This window comes from Micromonospora sp. DT53, assembly GCF_049841535.1.
Classification (GTDB): Bacteria; Actinomycetota; Actinomycetes; order Mycobacteriales; family Micromonosporaceae; genus Micromonospora.
Window position 1 is genome coordinate 292124 of record NZ_JBNCKM010000010.1, and the last position, 19720, is coordinate 311843.

A 19720-nucleotide genomic window follows, 5' to 3' on the forward strand; every position below is an offset into this window, starting at 1 on the left:
GACGGTAGGCGCTGCCCCGGCGCCCGGTCGGCGGAACCGGGCACCTGTCCGGCCTGCTCAGGACAGGTCCGGGACGGCGAGCAGCCGGGCAAGCGCGGGTGGGTCGGCGACGGTCACGGTGGCCGCCGGGTGCCGGGGCCGCCCGCCGGGCACCAGCGCCGGCACCGGCGCGCGGAAGCGCAGACAGATCCCGCCGACCGCACTACTGCCGAAGGTCGCACCGCCGTCGGCCAGTGACAGGTGTGGGCCGATCGCCCGCCACCAGCGGTACGGCCCGCTCAGCTCGACGGCGGTGACGTTGTCCCGGTCGGTCCGCAGCCGCCACGGCCCGTACCGGATCAGCAGATCCCGCTCGGAGACGGCGACCCACGCCGTCGCCGGGCGGACCCCCAGCAGCGCCAGCGCCGGGCGGAACATCGGATCGAAGCGGAACGGGAACCGCGTCGCGACGCCGGTCATCGGGCATCGGGCCGAGCGGTGGGTCGCGACACCGGGCCACCCGGCCGCAGAGGGCCGGGACGCGCGGGCCGGGGGCGGGCGGCGGGCCGACGCCGGGCCAGGACGGTCATGGCGCGGGCGTACCCGATCCGAGCCCGCCGACACCCCGGATCCGCACGCCGTCGACGTGACCGCCCCCCAGCCCCAGCCCGGCGCTCCCCCACCGCCGGCCGGCACCCCCCGGGCCGGCCGACGGTGGCAGACGGTCGACACCCCCCGGGCCGACCGGCTGTCCCCCAACGTGGCCAACCGATCTCGGCGGCCACACCGGGTGGAACTTGTGGGACGCGTCCCCGCGCTCCGCCGCCCCCCACGGGGCGGAACGCGGGGACCCCCCGTCCCGGCTACTGCAGGAACGCCCCGAGGGGCGAGAGCAGCAGCCGGCCGAGCGCCGCGGCGTTGTCGTCCAACCGTGTGCGCTCACACTCGCGGGCGTCCGGATCGTGCCGGCACCGCCAGATCTTCTGCGCGTTGCGCCAGGCGACATCGCGCGTGTACTCGACCAGTTCCCCCTGGTACCAGTCGTCGATGTCGCCGTTGAGCATGTCGATGAGCAGCTGCCACCGCTCCAGATAGCCCCGACGCAGGCCGGGGATCTTGTCGGCGAAGATTTTGTTGATCTCCAGGTAGTCGTGGTGTTGGTCGCTGCCGTCGACCGGTTCCGACTCCAGGTGGTCGAACGTGGTCACCAGGGCGAACGGCAGGTCGAAGTTGATGTGCGCGTTCACCCCGGCCGCCGCCGAGGGCAACGGCCGGGCGTCCGGCCCCCGCATCCGCTCGAAGAGGCACGACCACGCCTTCGGGGTGCCGGGGCTGGAGTCGGTCCAGAGACGCATCGCGTCGAAATAGCGGGCGGCGAACTCGACGTCGAGCCGGGAGAGAAAGGCCGGATCGACGAAGCGGTCGTCGTACAGCCCGTCCAGCACACTGCTGGTGATGGTCAGGTAGAGCCTGTTGAAGTCGGCCAGTGGGCAACTGGCCTCCAACGGTGGCAGCCGGACCAACATGTCCTGGAGTTTGGTCAGGTGATCGACCACGGCCGGCACGTCCGCGGGATGATCGGCGAGCAGGTCGACGATGTCCCGGTGCACGGGCCCCCAGACCGGTTCGATCATTTCTCCTCCATCGGTGTCGGCGGCATCCCCCGTGCCGTCGTCGACGCGGCTCAGCCTCTCAGCCGACACCGGCCCGCCGGATCAGTAGAACGACGTATCCCGGCGCGCACACGCGCCGGGATACGTACGAAGGCCAGTCAGCCCCGTTGGTTGCGCAACTGGATCGCGCTGGCCTGCACCCGGGTACGGACCTGGAGCTTGTCGAAGATGTGCGACACGTGCACGCCGATGGTCCGCTCGCTGATGAACAGCCGCTGGCCGATCTCCTTGTTGGTCAACCCCTCCGCGACCAGGGCGAGCACTTCCCGCTCCCGTGCGGTGAGCGCCGTCAACTCGTCGTCGGACGCCACCCCCGGCGCGCTCCGCGTGCCGGGGGTGGCGTCCCGCTCGTCCAGCGACACCCGGGCCCGCCCGGCCAGCTCGCGGATCTCCGAGGTCAACGGCACCGCGCCCAACCCCTGGGCGACCCGGTACGCCTCCCGCAGGAGCTTGCCGGCGGTGGCCACCCGGCTGCGGCGGGCCAGCAGCGCCTCGGCCTGCCGCAGCCGCGAGTAGGCGGCCGGGTAGGGGTGATGGCGTCGATCCCACTCGGCGGCCGACAGGGCCCACAGCTCCGGGTCGCTGCCGTCGAGGCGGCTCACCTCGGCGGCGCACAGAGCCAGGAAGCCCTCCACCACCGAGCGCACCGGCCGGGCGGCCCCGGCGCTCTTGCGGGCCACCCGCTCGGCCACGTCGCGCAGCCGGCGTACCGCCGTCGGGTCCACCTCCACCGTGCGGCTGGCGTGCGCCTCCGCCTCGGCGCGCAGGCCGTGCCAGACCAGGGCGGAGAGGATCATCACGTCGTCGGAGCGGCTCTCGGTGAGGCCGCGCTGCACCGCCTGCCGCGCCACGTCGTGCCGGCCTTCCCACATGGCCAGCCCGGAGCGCAGGGTGAGCAGCGGAATGACGTGTCGCGCCCCGCCGCCGGCGAGGAGGGTCGCCACCGCGTCGAGGTCCCGATCGGCGGCCTCGATGTCGCCGTAGCCCACCGAGAGCCGGCACCGGGCCAGCAGCAGCTCCACGGCGTCCGCACCGGACGGTCGGTGTCGCAGGGCCGCGGCCACCACCTTCTCCGCCTCGGCCCACTGGCCCACCCGGAACAGCCCGTTGATGGCGATGGCCAGCAGTCGGGTGCCCCAGGTGCGGCCCAGCCCCAGCTCGGCCACCCGTTCGGCGCCCCGCCGGGCCACCACGACGCCCTCTTCGAGGATGTTCAGTGGCCCGGTCAGCAGCTCCGCCAGATGCAGGTACGCGCACGCCACGTCCTCGGGCTGACCGGCGCGCTCGGCGGTGTCGAGGGCGTCGCGCATGACCGCCAGACCGGCGTCCGGGTCTTCCAGACAGGCGTCGCTGAAGCCCAGCGCCGAACTGGCCAGCACCACCTCGGTGGCCGAGCCCTCCACGTTCTCGGCCAACGCCAGCGCCTCGCGGGCCCGCTCGCCGGCGTCGGCATACCGACCCAGGTGCAGCAGCAGCTCGGCCAGGCGGGCGGCCGCGCTCGCCCGGTCCCGGGGGGAGCAGTCCCCCGCCTTCAGCGCCCGCTGGTATTCCTCCTCGGCCAGCGCGGAGCGACCGGCGGCGGCCAGGTAGCGGGCGCGGCGGATGTGCAGCGCGCAACTCGGCTCGCCACCCCGCAGCGCGGCCAGCTCCTCCAGCAGGGCCAGCGCCCGGGCGTGCTCCCCACAGTGGTGGGCCGCCTCGGCGGCGTTCTCGAGCAACTCGACCCGGTCCACCGTCAGTGGGCCCGGCTCGGCGGCCAACTGCAACGCCGCCGACCAGTGCCGGTGCGCCTCGGCGTAACCGTGCAGCCGCTCGGCCTCCTGGGCGGCTGCCACCGCCGCCGGCAGGGCGCGCGCCGGCTCGCCGGCCAGCCGCCAGTGGTGCGCCAGCCGGGCCTGGTGCAGCTCGCCCGGCGCCGTGGTCAGCGCCTCGGCGTAGCGGCGGTGCAGCCCGGAGCGCTCGGCCGGCAGCAGCTCGTGGGCCAGCACCTCGGCGACGAGGCGGTGCCGCAGCCGGTAGCCGTCGTCGGCGCCGACCAGCAGCCGGTGCGCCACCGCGGCCCGCGCCGCGGCGATCAGCTCGTCCTCCGGCATCCGCAGCACCTCGGCCAACAGCCAGTGCTGCACCGGCTCGACACCGGCGGCCACCGCGTGCACCACGGCGTGCGCGTGCTGGGGCAGCGCGTCAACCCGGTCGAGGAAGATCTCCCGCAGCGTCTCGGACAGGCCGTCGCGGCCGTCGCGCAGATCCCGGGCCAGCTCCTCGATGACGAACGGGTTGCCTCCGCTGCGCTGCCACACCTGCTCGGCGGCGTCGGCGGCCAGCGTCCGGCCGACCACCGCGGCGGCGAGCGTCTCGGTGTCGGCCCGACCCAGCGGCGCCAGGTCGAGCACCCGCACCGTGCGCAGCCGACGCAGCTCGGTGAGCACCCGGCGCAGTGGGTGCGCGCCCTGCAACGACTCGGCGCGCACCGCGGCCAGCACCGACAGCTGAAGATCGCCCAAGCCGGCGAGCAGGTAGAGCAGGAGCTGCCGGGTGCTGCGGTCGACCCACTGCAGGTCGTCCAGGATCAGCACCAGCGGACGTCCCTCGGCGATCAGGTGCAGGCCCCGGGAGACCCGCTCCAGCAACGCGCCCGCGCCGTCCGGGCCGGCGGTCTCGTCGGCGAACATCTGCAACAGCCCCCGCACGGCCGAGGAGGTGCGAGCGTGCGAGGTGGACATTTCGGCGTCGAAGCGGCGCAGCGCCTGCAACAGCGGGTGCAGCGGTGAGGCGTCGCCGATGTCCAGACAGCTGCCGGTGAGCACCACGGCGCCCCGCTCCCGCAGGCGGTCGCCGATCTCACCCAACAGCCGGGTCTTTCCCACACCGCTCTCGCCGGTCAGGAAGACCGCCGCGGTCTGCCCGTGCGCGGCGTCACCGAGCAACGCGGACCGAACCGTCTGCACGAGCTCGGTCCGGCCCACGAGCGGTGCGGTGTCCACATCGCTGGCCATGCCACGCAGCCTAATCACAGGGCCCCACACCGTTCTACGGCCGCCTACCGCTTGTGGTACTCCTCGCGTCGACTTTGCGACTAAAGGTTGCAGGTGGCCGACATACGTCGTTCTGCAGATCCCCCGTCGGCCCAGGAATGCCAACCTCCGGAGGTGATCAGGCAACAGCGGGAAGAAGGGCCGGTGCGACACCCATGACCACCAGCATCATCGTCGACACGCAACGGACCGTCACCCCGCTCTGGCCGGTGCCTCAGGAGAGGCGCGTCGTCACCGTCCTCTTCGCGGACATCGTCGGCTCCACGGCCCTGGTGGACCGACTCGACCCGGAGGACGTCCGAGCGTTGCAGCGGGCCTACTTCGACACCGTCGCCGGTGTGCTGCACCGCTGGCAGGGGGTGGTGGAGAAGTACGTCGGCGACGCCGTGATGGCGCTCTTCGGCGCTCGGCACTCCGACGGCTTCGACGCGTACCGGGCGGTGCGCGCCGGCCTCGAGATCCAGGCCGCGCTGGACCGGCGGCCCATGGTCGGCGACATCAGGCTGCGCGTCCGGGTCGGAGTCGCCACCGGCGAGGTCGTGGTCGACCTGGGCGACGTCGTCACCGGAGGGCACGGCGTCGCCAGCGGCGCGGTGATCACCACCGCGGCCCGCCTGCAGGAGTACGCCGCACCCGGCGCCGTCGCGCTCTGCGCGGTCACCGCCCGTGCCACCGCCGGCCTGATCGCCCAACGCCAGTTGGCGCCGGTGCCGGTCGCCGGCCGGGTGCCGCCGATGCCGATCTGGCACGCCGTCGGCCCGGTACGCCCCAGTGCCGAGCGGCACGACGGCCCGTTGATCGGTCGACGCCGCGAGCTGGCGACCATCCGCGATCAGCTGGGCTGGGCCATCCGGGAGAGGACGCCACGGTGGATCTCCCTGGTCGGTCCCACCGGCAGTGGACGCAGCCGGCTGCTGCACGAACTGACCCGAGGGCTGACCACGGTGGACGGATTGTCGGTCCGCTGGTGCGTGGCGCCCTGCCAGCCGTACCCCGATCAGGCGTTGGCGCCGGTCGCGCACCTGCTCCGCGGCCTCGCCGGGATCCGGCCCAGCGACGGCCCGGCGGCGGTCCATGACCGGCTCGTCGCCGCCCTGACGCCGCTGTTCCCGCCGACCAGGGTGGCCACCGCCGTCCCGGTGCTCCAGCGGATGCTGACCACACCGGACGACTCCGCCGCCGCCCTCGCCGGCGCGGCGATCTGCCGGGAGGTCCTACTGCGTCTGGCCGCCCACCGGCCGCTGGTCGTGGCGGTCGACGACCTGGACCGGGCCGCGCCGGCGGTGAGCCGGTTCCTGCACGCGCTGTTCGGCGCGGCGACGGAACGCGGGCTGCCACTGGCCCTGCTCACCGTGCACCAGCCGCAGTGGGCCGACGCCCGGCCCGGCCCGGCCCGACGGGTGACGATCGGACCGCTGGCCACGGTGCAGTCCGGACGGCTGCTGCGCCACCTGCTCACCCGGGCCGGGCAGCCGGTGGCCCTGGTCGACCGGCTGCTGCCGCTGGTGGGAGGCCGGCCCGGGCACGCGGCGGCGTACGTCACGTCGGTCGTGGACGGTGCCGACCCGGCGGCGCTCCCGCTGCCCGAGGCGGTACGCCGGGCCGTCGGCGCGGAACTGGACCACCTCGACGGTGAGCGGCGGGCGGTGCTGATGGCCGCCGGCACCCTCGGCGGCCTGATCTCCGGCGCGGCCGTGGACCGGGCACTCGGCTGGAGGCCCGGCCGGTCCGCACCCGCGCTGCGCGGGCTGGTCGCCACCGGGCTGCTGCTCCCCCACCACGTCGACGGGTACGCGTTCGCCGCGCCCGCGCTGCGCCAGGTCGCCGCCGAGCGGTTGCCCCGCGCCCTACGGGCCGTCTTCCAGCGCCGGGTCGCCGGCGTCCCGCACCTCGACAGCGCGCACCGGGACGCCGACCCGTCCGGGCAGCACACTGGCGCCGTTCGCGCCGGTGCGCTCAACGGCCCGGCGGCGAGGAGCGCCGAGATCGTGCGCCTCGACACGGTCGGCGCTCGGGCCGGACGCCTCGACGCCGTCTTCGCGGCGCTGACCCCGGTGGGGCCGGGCGGTGCCACCGACCCGACGGCGCTGAGGCGACCCAATCCCGCCCCGACGATGGCCGCCCGTCCCGCGGTGTCGGGCCCCGGCACCGACCGTAGGGCTGTCGCACGCCGGCTTCGAGCCGTCACCGCAATGGACGACGTAGCGCCGACGCAGGCCACGGCGGCGTCGCTGTCTCCGCTCGGGGCGGGCGGTAATGCGCCCCGGGACATCGGACGGCCCGCCGCGCCGACGCCACTGGGTTCGGCTGGGCGGTGGACGCGGGCCGACGTTGGCGCTCCGCCGGGCAGGGTACGGGCGATACCCCGCCCGCCGTTGGTCCGCCGACCGGACGGCCTGGCAGCCTCCGCCTGACTCCGCGCAGTGGTGAGCTGGCTGCTCACTGCCCAGCAGGAACGGGTGAGCCGTCCACCAGCGTGACTAGGATTGGTTCCGTCATGCTGCTACGGGTGCTCGGGCCGCTTGAGGTCGAGATCGACACAGGCGGGCCGGTCGACCTCGGCGGCCCCCGTCAACGCGCCGTGCTCGCGCTGCTGCTCGCGGCTCGTGGCGAGGTCGTCTCCGTCGGTCAGATGATCGAGGATCTGTGGCGGGGTGATGCGCCGCCCCGGGCGATCGCCTCCCTCCAGGCGTACGTCTCGCATCTGCGCCGCGTTCTGGAGCCGGCCCGCGAGCGCCGAGCGCCGGCCCGGGTTCTGATCACCGCGCCACCGGGCTACGCGCTGCGGCTGCCCGCCGACGCCGTCGACGCCTTTCGGTTCGAGACACTGCTCGCCGAGGCACGTGCGGTCGGCCCCGCCGATCCGGGCCGGGCACGTCAACTGCTGAGCGGCGGGCTCCAGCTGTGGCGCGGTCGGGCGTACGCCGAGTTCGCCGGTGAGCCGTGGGCGCAGCCGGAGGTGCTGCGGCTGGAGGAGTTGCGGCTCGGCGCCCGGGAGCTGCTGCTCGACGCGACGGTGCGCTGCGGTGACGCGGCCGAGGCGGTGCCGGAGGCGGAACTGTTGACCCGGCAGGCGCCGCTGCGGGAGGAGAGTTGGCGGCTGCTGGCGCTGGCGTTGTGGCGTACCGGTCGGCAGGGCGACGCGCTCGCCGCGCTGCGCCGGGCGCGGGCGACCCTGGCGGACCAACTCGGACTGGACCCGGGCCCGGCGCTGGTCGAGGTGGAGTCCGCCATCCTGGGCCAGCGGCTCGACCTGCTGCCACCCGTGCCGGCGACGACGGCTCGCGCCGAGCGACAGGTGTCCGAGGAGGTCTTCGTCGGTCGGGAGGTCGAGCTGGAGGCGCTCCGGCGGGCCGCCGCCGACGCGGTGGCGAGCGGGCCGCGCGTCGCGCTGGTCAGCGGGGAGGCCGGGGCCGGCAAGACGAGCATGCTCACTCGCTTCCGGGAGGAGCTCAGCGCCCACGGCTGGCTGGTCGCCGTCGGCCGCTGCCCCGAGGTCGAGGGCGCCCCGCCGGCCTGGGCCTGGGTCGAGGCGCTGCGCCAACTCGCCGAGCAGGCACCCCCGGGCGACATGGCACCCGCGCTGGCCCCGCTGCTCGGCGGGGGCGACGCTGAGCCCGGTGGCGACGTCACCGCCGGCCGGTTCCGGCTGCACCGCGCCGTCGGCGCCTGGTTGGACACCGCCGCGACCCGCAGGCCGGTCGCCGTGATCCTCGACGACCTGCACGCCGCCGACGCCGAGACGTTGCTCCTGTTGCAGAGCGTCACCGAGATGACCACCGGCACCGTCCTGTTCGTCGCGGCGCTGCGGCCCGCGGACAACGCCGAGCGGCTCGGCGACACGATGGCCGTCCTGGCCCGCCGGTCACCGCAGCGGATCCCGTTGGGCGGTCTGAGCACACCCGAGGTCGAACGGCTGCTCGGCGCGCTGGCCCGGACCACCGTCGACCCGGACACGGTCACCGCGTTGGCCGAGCGGACCGGTGGCAACCCGTTCTACGTCCGGGAGTCGGCGCGGCTGCTCGCCGCCGAGGGCACGCTCGTCGCCACCTCCGACGTGCCCGAGGGTGTACGCGACGTGCTGCGCCGACGACTCTCCCGCCTGCCGGCGACGGCCGTGTCGGTGCTGCGCCTCACCGCGGCCGTCGGGCGGGAGGCTGACGTGCGCACGCTCGTCGACGCCGCCGGCACCGACGAGGGCACCGTCCTGCGGGCGCTGGAGGCCGGACTGGCCGCCGGGCTGCTCACCGAACCGGCGCCCGGGCGGGTGCGGTTCGTACACGGCCTGGTCTGCGACACCATCTACACCGACCTGCCGCAGCTGCGCCGCACCCGCCTGCACGCGCGGATCGCCGCCGCCACCCGCCGGCTGCGGCCCGACGACTACCCGGCCCTGGCCCACCAGTACGCCCGCGCCGCGTCGGCCGACACCGCGCCACTGGCTGTCGACTACGGCGTCCGGGCCGCCGAACTGGCCGAGCGGCGGTACGCGTACGACGCCGCGATCGAGTTGCTCAGCAACGCCGTCGAGGCCGCCGCCACTGTCGCCGGGGACCGCGACGCGCTCCGGGTCGACCTGCTCGGACGACTGCTGCGCGCCCAGGCGCGGGCCGGTGCGGTGGCCGGCGCCCGGCTGACCCGGGCCCGGGCGATCGACGTCGCCGCGGAGGCCGACCGGGACGACCTGCTGGTCGCGGCGTTCACCGCGTGGACCGTCCCCACCCCGTGGCTGACCCACGAGTACGGGGTGGTGGACCACCGCGTCGTCGAGCTGCTCACCCGGCTTCTGCGCGCCGACGACCTGGACCCGGTCGCCCGCTGCCGGCTGCTCGATGCGCTGGCCACCGAGTTGGACGGCGAATCCGATCCGCGAGGCGTGGCGGCCGGACGGGAGGCGCTGACCCTGTCGCGGCGGCTGGACGACCCCGAGCTGCGCGCCCTCGGGTTGGCCGCGCGGCTGCGCACCATGAGCTACGAGCGGGAGGCGCCGGAACGGCGGGCGTTCGCCGTGGAGTTGCGCGACCTCGCCGACGAGCACGCGCTGGTGGCCTACCGCTCGGTCGCCGAGCAGGCGCTGGGCCACTGCGCGGCCGCGCTCAACGAGCCGGACGAACTGCGCCTCAGCGTCGCCCGGCAGGGGTGGCTGGCCGAGACGTACCAGCTCAACGAGGCGCAGACGATCAACCTGTGTTCGCTGGGCGCCCTCGCGCACATCGCCGGCGACTTCGCCGCCGCACGGGGACACTACGACCAGGTCGCCGTGCAGATGCGGCGGCAGGGTTCGCTGCACGCCGAGGCCTTCCACTACTTTTCCACCGGGACCCTGCTGATCAGCCAGGGGCGCTTCGGTGAGCACCTGGAGGCGACCCGCCGGATACGGAGGTCGTTGGGCCCGATCGTGGACGACCTGCTGGCGCTGGCGCTGATCGGAAGCGGACGCGTGGACGAGGCGCGGGCCATGCCGGTCGGGCGGCACACCTACCGCCCGGACTACTTCGAGTCGGCGTTGCTCACCGTACGCGGGATGGTCATCGTGGCGCTGGGTCGACGGGACCTGGCCCGACCCGTGATCGACGCGCTGCTCCCGGTAGGCGACCAACTTGCCGGTTTCTCCACCACCGCGGCCGTGGTGCGGCCGGTCGCGTTGACGCTCGGGGAGTTGTTCCGGCTCCTGGGCCGCACCGAGGAGGCGACCCGGCACTTCACCCTCGCCGCGCGGGTGGCCCGCCGGTGGGAGTCGCCGCACTGGCTGGCCGAGGCGACGGCGGCCCTGGCCGACTGACCGTCACGGTTTGTGGATTCCAAGCCGGTTCCAAGTGACACCGAGCATGATCAACACATCTGTGCCAGTTGATCCCTCGGAAAGGTCACCGTGAACCAGAACCACCGCGAAGCCATGGCCGACGTACGCGACATGTACATGGCGCACTCGGCGCTCCGTCGCGAGTTCAGCCTGCTACCGCAGCTCGTCAGCGGCGTCACGCCGGGCGACGCCACGCGCGCGGAGGTCGTCGGCGCCCACGCCGAGATGCTCTGCCACATCCTGCACCTGCACCACGAGGGCGAGGACCTGCTGCTGTGGCCTCGGCTGCTGGAGCGCGGCGGCGCGGAGGCCGCGGCGATCGTCCCCACCATGGAGGCGCAGCACCACGCCATCGAGGACGCCCACGCGGCGGTGGTTACCCTGCTCCCCCAGTGGCGCCGCACCGGACGCGGCGGCGAGCAGCTCACCGACGCCCTGGAGCAGCTCCGCGCCGCGCTGATCGAGCACATGGCGCTGGAGGAGAGCCAGATCCTGCCGCTGGCGGAACGGCACGTCACCGCCCGGGAGTGGATGCAACTCGGCGAGCACGGCATGAGCAAGTCCCCGAAGAAGCAGCTGCCGCTCGCCTTCGGCCTGGCCATGTACGAGGGCGACCCGGAGGTGGTCAAGGCGGTGCTGGCGCACGCCCCGCTGCCGGCCCGGCTGCTCATGCCGATCATCGCGCCCCGGCTCTACGCCCGGCACGCCAAGCGGGTGCACGGCACCGCCACTCCCCCGCGCATCGGCGCCAGCGCCCGCTGAGCGAGGTCGGCGAGTCATCGACCCAGCCGAGTCGGGGGCTCGCCCGACCCGGCTGGGTCGGCTTCGCGACCAAACCCCGCGTCGCCCTGAACATGATCGACGCGACGGTCCGGGCCGGCGAAGTGTCATCGGGGTCCTAGCCCACCTGGCTGCGTCCGGATACCGATGGCGGCGGCGCCAACCGCGCTACGGGCGGGAGCGGCGAGGCGTCCGGGGAGGCTTGGAACGCCGAGATGGCGAGCGCGGCGAAGCGCCGGGAAGCGCTGACCTGGCTGGCCGGCGAGGTCGCGTGGATACCGCTGTTGGCCATGAGCACGAGGAGTACGTCGTCCAGGACGAAGTCGGGGCGCAGGCGACCCGCCTCCTTGGCGCGCCGGGCCAGTTCGTCGATCGCTCTGAGTGCGTATTCACGGCGCGCGTCGAAATCAACCGCATGCGGAAAGGTGGAAACAAGGGCTGCGGTAAAGCCTCGGTCGCGTGCGTGCAGTTCACACATTTTCTCGATCACGAGACAGAAACCTTGCCATGGATCCAGATTGGCAAGGCCCTCGTCGACAACGGCGCGACACACGTGCATCTGTTCTGCGAATGCCTCGGTGACCAGCATCTCCTTGGTCGGAAATCGGCGGTACAGGGTGGCGGGCGCAACCCCGGCGCGCCGGGCGACCTCCCGCATCGGCACGTCCAGGCCGTCAACGGCGAAGACCGCGCGGGCGGCCTCGAGGATGCGCTCGCGGTTGTCCAGGGCGTCGGAGCGAAGAGCGTGAGGCAAACGATCGGTCACGACTCTCACTTTAGCGAGGCGGACAGCGGCGTGCGTTAGCGTCCGTCCGCATGAGGGCTTTGCAATTTTCGAAGTACGGTCCCGCGAGTGTCCTTGAGGTCTCGGAGGCACCGGAGCCGCACGCTGGACCCGGCCAGATACGGGTGGCGGTTCGAGCCTCGGGCGTCAATCCGGCCGACACGTACGTCCGCGCCGGCCGATTCCAGGATTGGATTCCGCTCCGCCTGCCGCACGTGCCCGGTGTCGACGCCGCGGGCGTGGTGGATGAGGTCGGTGACGGGGTGACCACGGCTCGGATAGGCGACGAGGTTTTCGGGATAACGGACTACGCCCAGATGGGCGGAGCGAACGCCGAATACGCCGTCTTGGCCGCGTGGGCACGAAAGCCGGCCGCCCTGACCTGGGAGCAGGCCGGGGGCGCGGCGGGCAACATCGAGACGGCCACCCGAGTGCTCGACCGGCTGGGCGTCAAGGACGGCACCACGCTGTTGATCGAGGGCGCGGCCGGCGGGGTCGGTACGACCGCGATCCAGCTCGCGATCGCTCGCGGCGCGGCTGCCATCGGCACGGCCAGCGACCGCAACCATGAATTCGTCGCCTCGCTCGGGGCGATCCCGACCAGCTACGGCCCCGGGCTGGCCGAGCGGGTCCACGCTCTGCTGCCCGGCGGGGTGGATGTCGTACTCGACTGTGCCGGCTCTGGTTCTGTGCCAGACCTGGTCGGCCTGGTCGCGAGCCCGGACCGGGTCGTGAGCATCGCCGACATCAACGCCGCGACCCACGGCGTGCACCTGTCGCGCGGCTCTGGCCCCGGCGCGGACACACCGGCTCTCGAAGGAATCGCCGCCGCCGGCGAACTCGCCGAACGGGGTCGTTTCACTGTGCCCGTCGCGGCCGTGTTCTCCGTGGACGAGGGGGCCGCCGCCCACGAGTTGAGTGAGTCCCGCCATGCGCGCGGCAAGATCGTGCTGACGCCGTAGGGCGCCCCACCCCGCCTTGGTCCACCCAACCCGAGCGAGCGGCCGGGGGTGGTCGCCCGCGGTCCGCGGGACGGGTGCTCAGCCGGCGGCCAGGAAGGCCAGCACGCGCGGCCAGACCGCCGCGGCGGCGTCCGGGGAGTACTCGGCCACGCCCGGGTCGGTGAACAGGTGGCCCACGCCGGGATAGCGGAAGACCGTCAGGTCGGCGCCCGCATCGGTCATGGCCTGCTGCCACTCGTCGACCTCGTCCGGCGCGTCATAGGGGTCGGGGTCGGCGAGGTGCAGCTGCACCGGCAACCCGGGCCGGACCGCGTCCGGGGCCCCGCCGGTACCGTGCAGCAGGAGCAGACCGGCTGCTGTGGGGCGTTCGGCCAGCAACGCCCCGGCCACCCCGGCGCCCATCGAGAACCCGGCGAGGACCGTCTCCGGTGGCAGGTCACGCAGCGCGGCCCGGGCCCGGTCCAGCACCACCTCGTGGCCAATCTTGTCGAGCAGCGCGAACCCCTCCTCGACGGTGTCGGCGGCCGGGACGCCGTACAGGTCAGGGGTGCTGACCTGGTGCCCGGCGGCGCGCATCCGGTCGGCGGCGGCGCGCACGGCGGGCCGCAGCCCGTACACGGAGTGGAACAGCACGACGTGTCGCATCCGGTCATCCTGCCGCAGCCGACCGGCCGTCCGGTGTGGCCACGCGGAGCGGAAGCATGATCATGGTCGAGTCTAGGCATCGGGGAGCCACTCGGGACCGATGTTGGCCAACGGCGACATCGGTAGCCGGCTGAGCTGCTCTACCGGGACGGAAAGCTCGGAGGCGCATCGTCATCGCGTCCTGTCTGGGGCGGCCCGGCCACGGCAGCGATGGTCACGACGGCCTCGCTCAGTCCGGTGGTCTCGGGGTAGGACGATTTCGTCGGGCCAGCCCAGGACGTCGTGGGCGACGTGCCAGCCGCTCAGGTGCTCGGCGGTGAGCTCATCCGGTTGATCGAGCCCCTAGCGAGCCTCGCCGGACAGTCAGCCATGATCATTCCCGGGTATGGTGCGGGCAGGCGCAGGCAGATCAGGAGGCGTCATGGGGGCGAAGACTGCTCTGTTGGCTTTCACCGACGGCGACTTGCGGCCGGCGTTGCTGGGTGCGACCCCGTCCGACGTAGCAGAGGCGGAAGCCGTTGTCCGGGAGATTCTTCCCGGGTACGACGTGACGCCGGAGGGCCACAGCACTCTCGATGTGACCTATCCGCCCGACGACATCATTCATGCCACGGTCCTGCCCGGAGCTGAGCTGCTGTGCGATCGCAGACTTGTCCTCGACCGTCCGTCGGAACTGCCTGAGCACCTGCTCCGAGCCGGTGCCGGCAGGCGGATCATCATGCACGGCATGCACTCGGTCGTGGACTGGCTCTGCTTCGCTGTCTGGGAGGACGGGAAGCTGATCCGCTCCTTGAGCCTGTCGCCCGACGGCGGCATTGAGGAGAACATCGGTGAGCCGTTCGACTTCGAGCGCCCTTACTGGAACGGCCTGCATCCGGTCGAGCTGGATCCGGCGTGGGAGGACCAAGATCCCTATCCGCTGCCGTTCCATCCCTTGGATTTAGGCGAGGTAGCGCTGAGCGCGTTGTTCGGCTTCGTCATTGAAGGCGTGCCTGATCCGGACAGCATCGATGCCGACAGCGTTCACATGCATGTCTTCCGCGTCGGTGACCCTTCCGGTCAGGAGCAGGAAGCCCGCGAGGCGGCTTACGAACAGGCGAGGCGCGACATGGGGCCGCCGCGAATGTTCCGGATGGGCCCGGCCGGCAAGATGCTGGAGGTCAGCTCAGACGAGTTTAAAGAGGAACATCCGCCCGCTGTGCCGTGACTCTTGGGACTTGCGGTTGGTCACCGTGAGGAAGAAGCGGAGCTCCTTGTCGGCTTCGACATCTGGGCGTCGAGGAGTTCGGCTTCGAGGTCGGCGAGGCGTTTGTCGAGGCAGCGGCTGTTCGAGCGGGCGGCTGCAGCTTCAAGGACCCGGTTGTCCTCGGTGAGCCTCATTTGTTGCGGACGGTGAGGTCGAGGGCGGCGACGGTCAGCCGGGTGAGGTCAGGAAGTTGGTCCTCGCCGAGGGTGACCCCGCGCAGGTTGTCCAGCGGCGTATTGAGGCCCTGGAGCCGGCTGCCCCGCAGGTCGGTGCCGTCGAGGTGGCAAGCGTCCAATTCCAGGCCGGCGAGGTCACATGACCGCAGGACGATGCGCTGTAGTCGGCAGGAGGACCACACGCCGTTGGTGAGAGTGCAGTCGGTGAAGGCGACCGAGCCGGCTGCGGTGAGGCGTTGGAAGGTGGCGTAGTCGAAGCGGCAGCCGTCGAACAGGACGTCCTTGAGGCGTACGTCGGTGAGCCTGGTGCCGGTGAACCGGGAGCCGGTGATGGCGCAGCGTTCCATGGTGAGGCCGGTCAGGGTCGCCCCGGAGAAGTCGGTGCGGGTGATCTCGCAACCGTAGAGGCCGCCGGCTTCCCAGGTGCTCCCGCTCACGTCCACGCCGGTGATCAGGCTGCTGCGGATGCGAGCGTCCTCAAGGTGCGAGCCGTGCCACGCGGCACCCTCGACGAGCGCGTCGGTGAGGCCGTCGGCAAGGTTCGTCGTGGTGTCGAGGTCGTCCGGTTCGAGGTCCGGCAGCAGGACCTTCACGTCGCCGATCGTGGTGGTACGCATGTGTCCTCAACCTGTGTGCGCGCGGGATGGGCACGCCACCCCGCGCGTCCCGTGGCGGGAGCTACTTCAGGCCGGCAACTCTGCGACCAGGCCGCCATCCCTGCGGTCCGTCGTTACGACGTGACCCGCAAGTTAAGAGTCAGACCAGTGCCGCCAGCCGCGCGACCAGGTCGGCCGGTGGCGGCATCGCGGCGATCTCACGGCTGACCTGCGCCGCAGCGGTACGCAGGCGGTCGTCGGTGAGCAGTTGGGTCAGCGCCCGCGCGGTGATGTCCTTGGGGCGCAGCGCCAGGCCGGCACCCCGGCGGGCCACCAACTCGGCGTTGTGCCGCCGGTCCCCCGGACCGGTGGTGGCCAGCTGGGGCAGGCCGGCGGCGAGGGCGCCGAAGGCACTGCCCGCCCCGCCGTGGTGCACCAGCGCCGCGCTCGCCGGCAACGCCTCGTCGAGCGGAATCCAGTCGACCACCCGCACGTTGCCGGGCAACGAACGGGCCGACCGCTCGTCGGGGCGGACCAGCACGATCTCGGCGTCCACCTCGGCGGCGGCGGCGACCACGGCGGGCATCGGCCCTCGATCGCCCGGGCCGGTCAACGTGCTGCGGGTGACCAGGATCCGGGGGCGCTCACCCGGTTCGCGCAGCCAGGCCGGCAGCTCGCCGCCACCGACGTAGGACGTGTAGCGCATCGGCCAGCCACCCTGGGTGGCGACGCTGGGCGGGGCCACGGCGAGGGCGGCGGCCGGCGGCGGCAGCTCGGTCAGGCCGTGCCGGCGCAGTGCGGCGCCGAGTCGGGCCACGGTGGCGCGGACCAGGTCCCGGCCGTCGAACAGGGAGTTCTCCTGGCGTACGGCAGGTACCCCCAGCCGGGCGGCGGCCACCGCGCCGGCCACCGCGAACGGCTCGTGGAGCACCAGATCCGGCCGCCACTCGGTGGCCAGCGTGACGACCTTGTCGGTGAGTTGATCGTTGAGGGCGCCGAAGAGGAGGCCGGCGCCCCGGGTGTCGGCGGTGCCAGCCATCTCCGCGCGGGCGATCAGCGGGTGTCGGGGAAAGACCCGCAGCGCGATCCGGCCGAAGTCGAAGCCCGGCGCGACGTCGTGCACCGGCAGACCCGCGTCGGCGGCGGCCAGGCCACCGCCGCCGGTGGCCAGCAGCACCTCATGGCCGGCGTCGCGCAACGCGACCGTGAGCGGCACCAGCGGAAAGACGTGCCCGACGAGCGGGGCGGAGACCACCAGGACGCGCATGGGCGAGATTCTATGTCGATCACGCCGGCGGCGGAGCCCGCCACCGGCCTACGGCACTGGCATGTGCCGAACCGCACTGCAACTAAGTCAGGAATAGATGTCTGACGCGCACCTCGGCGAATGCCCAATTAGTCCGAGAGAAAGACAAGTCCAAACAGTTCATGTTGAGACTGAACCAGGTGCTCGCAGATCATCGAACCCATTCGCCGCTGATCCTGGCCGCTGACGAGGTAGGCGGCTCGATCAACGTCTGGACTGTCAACCGACAAAAGTAGCCATCCGGTATGCCTGGAGTGCTGAAATCCGACACGAATCAGTCTTCCTGTCAGAATGACAGCAAGCCTATTGTCAGGTCATGTCCGACGATCGCTGGGTACCGCCGACCGTCCTTCTTGCGGTTGATCTCGTCATCTTCACCTTGCGGGAATCCCGACTCCACGTGCTCTTGATCGAGCGCGGCATTGAGCCCTACCAGGGCTCTTTGGCTTTGCCCGGCGGTTTCCTCAGCCACGAGAAGGAAGACCTCGTGACGGCCGCCTATCGAGAGCTTGCTGAGGAGGCGGACTTGGGGCTGGATCAGTTGCACCTCGAACAGCTTGGTATCTACGGCGCGCCAGATCGTGACCCCCGAGGGCGAGTGATCTCTGCGGTCTACCTGGCCATCGCCCCTCGACTACCCGAACCGGTCGCGGGCACCGATGCGAGCAAGGCGTATTGGACCCCGGTGGCACGGGCGCTCTCCGAAGGCGTGCGGCTCGCCTTCGACCATCAACAGATCCTGACCGACGGTGTCGAACGGGCGCGGGAGAAGTTGGAGCGGTCGGCACTCGCCACCGCTTTCTGCGGTCCGACCTTCACGATCGCAGAGCTTCAGGACGTCTACGAAGCGGTATGGGGAGTGACGCTCGATCCGCGGAACTTCTACCGGAAAGTGCAGAGCGTGGACGGCTTCATCGTCTCCGCCGGCGCGAGCCGCAAGACCGAAGGTGGCCGTCCCGCCCGACTGTTTCGCCCCGGGCCCCGCACGACTCTTCACCCTCCGATGACCCGACCTCATGGCCAGGCAGACAAGGAGACAGCGTGAGCACGAACAGCGGCTTCGTCGTGATCCTCACGGCGCTGAACCTCGAATACGGAGCAGTCCGCGACCTGTTGGTTGACCTGCAGGTGCGCAGACACCCGGCCGGCACCCGCTTCGAGGTCGGCCGGATCAACCAGAGTGACTGCAGGGTTGCCCTGGGGCTTGTCGGCAAGGGCAACCATCCAGCTGCGGTGCTCGCAGAGCGCGCGATAGCCGAATTCTCCCCAGCCGCTGTGCTGTTCGTCGGCGTCGCAGGTGGCCTGTGGCCCAACATCCGGCTGGGTGACGTCGTCGTCGCCAGCAAGATCTACGCCTATCACGGCGGCACCAGCGAGGACGACGGTCTGAAGGCCCGACCGAAGGCGTGGGAGATCCCCCATGAGGCCGACCAAATCGCCCAGCACGTCGCCAGGTCCACCGCCTGGCGTCGCGGACTTCCTGTAGACGCAGCACCTGACGTCCACTTCGGACCGATCGCTGCAGGCGAGGTCGTGCAGGACTCGGGGCTCTCCGAACAGGCCCGCTGGATCCGCCAGCACTACAACGATGCCGTGGCGATTGAGATGGAAGCGGCCGATGTGGCTCAGGCCGGGCACCTCAACCATGCCCTGCCCGTGGTAGTCGTACGCGGCATTAGCGACCACGCAGACGGCAGCAAGGCAGCTACCGACGGACAGAACTGGCAGCCGAAGGCCGCACGTCACGCCGCCGCGTTCGCCACCGCGCTGGCGCAAGAACTGATCATCGAGACGCCAACCAGCCTGGGCGGCGCGGACCGCGAGGGGAGCCCCATGACGCCGACGACCAACCGCAACATCGCCAGCGGGAACGCCCACGTTGGAGTGCAGGCCGGGCAGATCTACGGCAACGTCACCGTCGGAGCCGACGCTGATCGGCCGACCAACGTGGCAGCAAGCATCGCTGACCTGCGAACACATCTCAAGCAGGCCCACCTCGACGGACAGTTGGACGAAGAGACCTACGCCGCTGCGGAGTCGGAGCTGCACACGGCAACGGAATGCCTCACGGCAACCACGCCTGAGAAGAGAAGCGGGCTGATCGTCGCGCTCAAACGGCTACGTGGCCTGGTATCCGACGTGACCGAGCTCGCGGCACGGCTTGCGGCAATCATCGCTGTGGTCCGGGGCACCTCATGACGACACCGACCGCGACCAACGTCGCCCAAGGCGACGCGCACGTCGGCGTACAGGCCGGGATAGTCCACGGCGACATCAACTTCTACCGAGTGCCACCGGGCTCCAGCCCAGAGGAGCAATTCGCCTTCGCGCTGAACTACCTCGACGGGCGGGTCCGTGATCAGGCGCGCACGCTCATCGAGAAGGCTGTCGCCCGTGGTTACGTCACGACCGAGGTCCAGTTCTACCGGCTCATCGCCCTGTTGAGCGGACGCACTCTGCGCCAACTCGCCGACGAGGAACTGGATCACCTCAAGGCCATCTGCGCGAGCCTGCCGCACCTCGACGACCACGACGAGTGGGCAGCAGGGTTGAAGGTCATCATTCATCTCTTGACACCCGTCCGCGCCACCGAGGTTGATGTTGTAATCAAGGAGATTGACTCGCTGAACAAGCGTCAGCGTGACGGAATCTACGGTCACCTAGACGAGTAAGTCCGAAGTTGGTTCAGTGGTCGTAGGCGATCAGGGATCTGGTCACGGACTGGCCGGTGGTCC

Annotated in this window: 14 protein-coding genes and 1 pseudogene; 8 read left to right on the plus strand and 7 right to left on the minus strand. The window is 71.8% G+C overall.

The window, feature by feature from the left end; genetic code table 11:
* Positions 1-57: 57 nt before the first annotated feature.
* The 3 genes from ACLQ3B_RS28425 to ACLQ3B_RS28435 all read right to left on the minus strand — a co-directional run bounded on the left by ACLQ3B_RS28425 (position 58) and on the right by ACLQ3B_RS28435 (position 4648).
* On the minus strand, positions 58-459 hold the full coding sequence (locus ACLQ3B_RS28425; RefSeq protein ID WP_425783753.1) for a hypothetical protein: 402 nt from the start codon (positions 457-459) through the stop codon (positions 58-60).
* 383 nt (positions 460-842) lie between these two features.
* Entirely contained in the window at positions 843-1613 is a 771-nt protein-coding gene (locus ACLQ3B_RS28430) for a DUF5995 family protein (protein ID WP_425783754.1), read from the minus strand.
* 137 nt (positions 1614-1750) lie between these two features.
* Entirely contained in the window at positions 1751-4648 is a 2898-nt protein-coding gene (locus ACLQ3B_RS28435; RefSeq protein ID WP_425783755.1) for a helix-turn-helix transcriptional regulator, read from the minus strand.
* A 194-nt stretch (positions 4649-4842) separates the two neighbouring features.
* Here ACLQ3B_RS28435 and ACLQ3B_RS28440 point away from each other — a divergent pair, with 194 nt between their 5' ends.
* The 3 genes from ACLQ3B_RS28440 (at position 4843) to ACLQ3B_RS28450 (ending at position 11252) form a co-directional block, all read left to right on the plus strand.
* Complete coding sequence (locus ACLQ3B_RS28440; RefSeq protein WP_425783756.1) at positions 4843-7101, plus strand: AAA family ATPase; 2259 nt, start codon at positions 4843-4845, stop codon at positions 7099-7101.
* A gap of 83 nt (positions 7102-7184) precedes the next feature.
* The gene (locus ACLQ3B_RS28445) at positions 7185-10469 is read left to right on the plus strand and encodes an ATP-binding protein (RefSeq protein WP_425783757.1); all 3285 of its coding nucleotides are present in this window, start codon (positions 7185-7187) and stop codon (positions 10467-10469) included.
* A gap of 90 nt (positions 10470-10559) precedes the next feature.
* On the plus strand, positions 10560-11252 hold the full coding sequence (locus tag ACLQ3B_RS28450; protein ID WP_425783758.1) for a hemerythrin domain-containing protein: 693 nt from the start codon (positions 10560-10562) through the stop codon (positions 11250-11252).
* Between the two features lie 136 nt (positions 11253-11388).
* On the opposite strand, the gene ACLQ3B_RS28455 is transcribed toward ACLQ3B_RS28450, so the two are convergent.
* Positions 11389-12036 (minus strand): TetR/AcrR family transcriptional regulator, encoded by a 648-nt coding sequence (locus tag ACLQ3B_RS28455; protein WP_425783759.1) that lies wholly within the window; start codon positions 12034-12036, stop codon positions 11389-11391.
* A 50-nt stretch (positions 12037-12086) separates the two neighbouring features.
* Between ACLQ3B_RS28455 and ACLQ3B_RS28460 the strand changes: the two genes are divergently transcribed.
* Positions 12087-13016, plus strand: coding sequence for an NADP-dependent oxidoreductase (locus ACLQ3B_RS28460; RefSeq protein WP_425783760.1), 930 nt, complete (start codon positions 12087-12089; stop codon positions 13014-13016).
* Positions 13017-13094: 78 nt separating this feature from the next.
* On the opposite strand, the gene ACLQ3B_RS28465 is transcribed toward ACLQ3B_RS28460, so the two are convergent.
* Positions 13095-13661, minus strand: coding sequence for a dienelactone hydrolase family protein (locus ACLQ3B_RS28465; protein WP_425783761.1), 567 nt, complete (start codon positions 13659-13661; stop codon positions 13095-13097).
* Positions 13662-14082: 421 nt separating this feature from the next.
* On the opposite strand from ACLQ3B_RS28465, the gene ACLQ3B_RS28470 reads away from it, so the two are divergent.
* On the plus strand, positions 14083-14868 hold the full coding sequence (locus ACLQ3B_RS28470; RefSeq protein ID WP_425783762.1) for a DUF6928 family protein: 786 nt from the start codon (positions 14083-14085) through the stop codon (positions 14866-14868).
* A 169-nt stretch (positions 14869-15037) separates the two neighbouring features.
* Here the strand turns inward: ACLQ3B_RS28470 and ACLQ3B_RS28475 are convergent, their stop codons facing one another.
* Positions 15038-15700, minus strand: a complete 663-nt coding sequence (locus ACLQ3B_RS28475) for a pentapeptide repeat-containing protein (RefSeq protein ID WP_425783763.1) — start codon at positions 15698-15700, stop codon at positions 15038-15040.
* Positions 15701-15839: 139 nt separating this feature from the next.
* Positions 15840-16946 carry a nucleotide disphospho-sugar-binding domain-containing protein gene (locus ACLQ3B_RS28480; protein WP_425783764.1) on the minus strand — a complete coding sequence of 369 codons (1107 nt, stop codon included), beginning with the start codon at positions 16944-16946 and terminating at the stop codon, positions 15840-15842.
* A gap of 355 nt (positions 16947-17301) precedes the next feature.
* Between ACLQ3B_RS28480 and ACLQ3B_RS28485 the strand changes: the two genes are divergently transcribed.
* From ACLQ3B_RS28485 to ACLQ3B_RS28495, 3 genes and pseudogenes are all read left to right on the plus strand, one after another.
* A complete protein-coding gene (locus tag ACLQ3B_RS28485) occupies positions 17302-18030 on the plus strand; it encodes an NUDIX hydrolase (protein ID WP_425783765.1) in 729 nt (242 codons plus the stop codon).
* A complete protein-coding gene (locus ACLQ3B_RS28490) occupies positions 18027-19184 on the plus strand; it encodes a purine phosphorylase (RefSeq protein ID WP_425783766.1) in 1158 nt (385 codons plus the stop codon). The genes ACLQ3B_RS28485 and ACLQ3B_RS28490 overlap by 4 nt, the downstream gene beginning before the upstream one ends.
* Positions 19181-19651, plus strand: a pseudogene (locus ACLQ3B_RS28495) (hypothetical protein); the annotation flags it as partial. The gene ACLQ3B_RS28490 and the pseudogene ACLQ3B_RS28495, both read left to right, overlap by 4 nt.
* Positions 19652-19720: the final 69 nt, after the last annotated feature.

Bases quoted from the DNA above. Each gene is read 5' to 3' on its own strand.
- ACLQ3B_RS28445 (WP_425783757.1), top strand. From the start codon at position 7,185: ATGCTGCTACGGGTGCTCGGGCCGCTTGAGGTCGAGATCGACACAGGC.
- ACLQ3B_RS28425 (WP_425783753.1), bottom strand. From the start codon at position 459: ATGACCGGCGTCGCGACGCGGTTCCCGTTCCGCTTCGATCCGATGTTC.
- ACLQ3B_RS28430 (WP_425783754.1), bottom strand. From the start codon at position 1,613: ATGATCGAACCGGTCTGGGGGCCCGTGCACCGGGACATCGTCGACCTG.
- ACLQ3B_RS28435 (WP_425783755.1), bottom strand. From the start codon at position 4,648: ATGGCCAGCGATGTGGACACCGCACCGCTCGTGGGCCGGACCGAGCTC.
- ACLQ3B_RS28475 (WP_425783763.1), bottom strand. From the start codon at position 15,700: ATGCGTACCACCACGATCGGCGACGTGAAGGTCCTGCTGCCGGACCTC.
- ACLQ3B_RS28465 (WP_425783761.1), bottom strand. From the start codon at position 13,661: ATGCGACACGTCGTGCTGTTCCACTCCGTGTACGGGCTGCGGCCCGCC.
- ACLQ3B_RS28470 (WP_425783762.1), top strand. From the start codon at position 14,083: ATGGGGGCGAAGACTGCTCTGTTGGCTTTCACCGACGGCGACTTGCGG.
- ACLQ3B_RS28485 (WP_425783765.1), top strand. From the start codon at position 17,302: ATGTCCGACGATCGCTGGGTACCGCCGACCGTCCTTCTTGCGGTTGAT.
- ACLQ3B_RS28440 (WP_425783756.1), top strand. From the start codon at position 4,843: ATGACCACCAGCATCATCGTCGACACGCAACGGACCGTCACCCCGCTC.
- ACLQ3B_RS28460 (WP_425783760.1), top strand. From the start codon at position 12,087: ATGAGGGCTTTGCAATTTTCGAAGTACGGTCCCGCGAGTGTCCTTGAG.
- ACLQ3B_RS28480 (WP_425783764.1), bottom strand. From the start codon at position 16,946: ATGCGCGTCCTGGTGGTCTCCGCCCCGCTCGTCGGGCACGTCTTTCCG.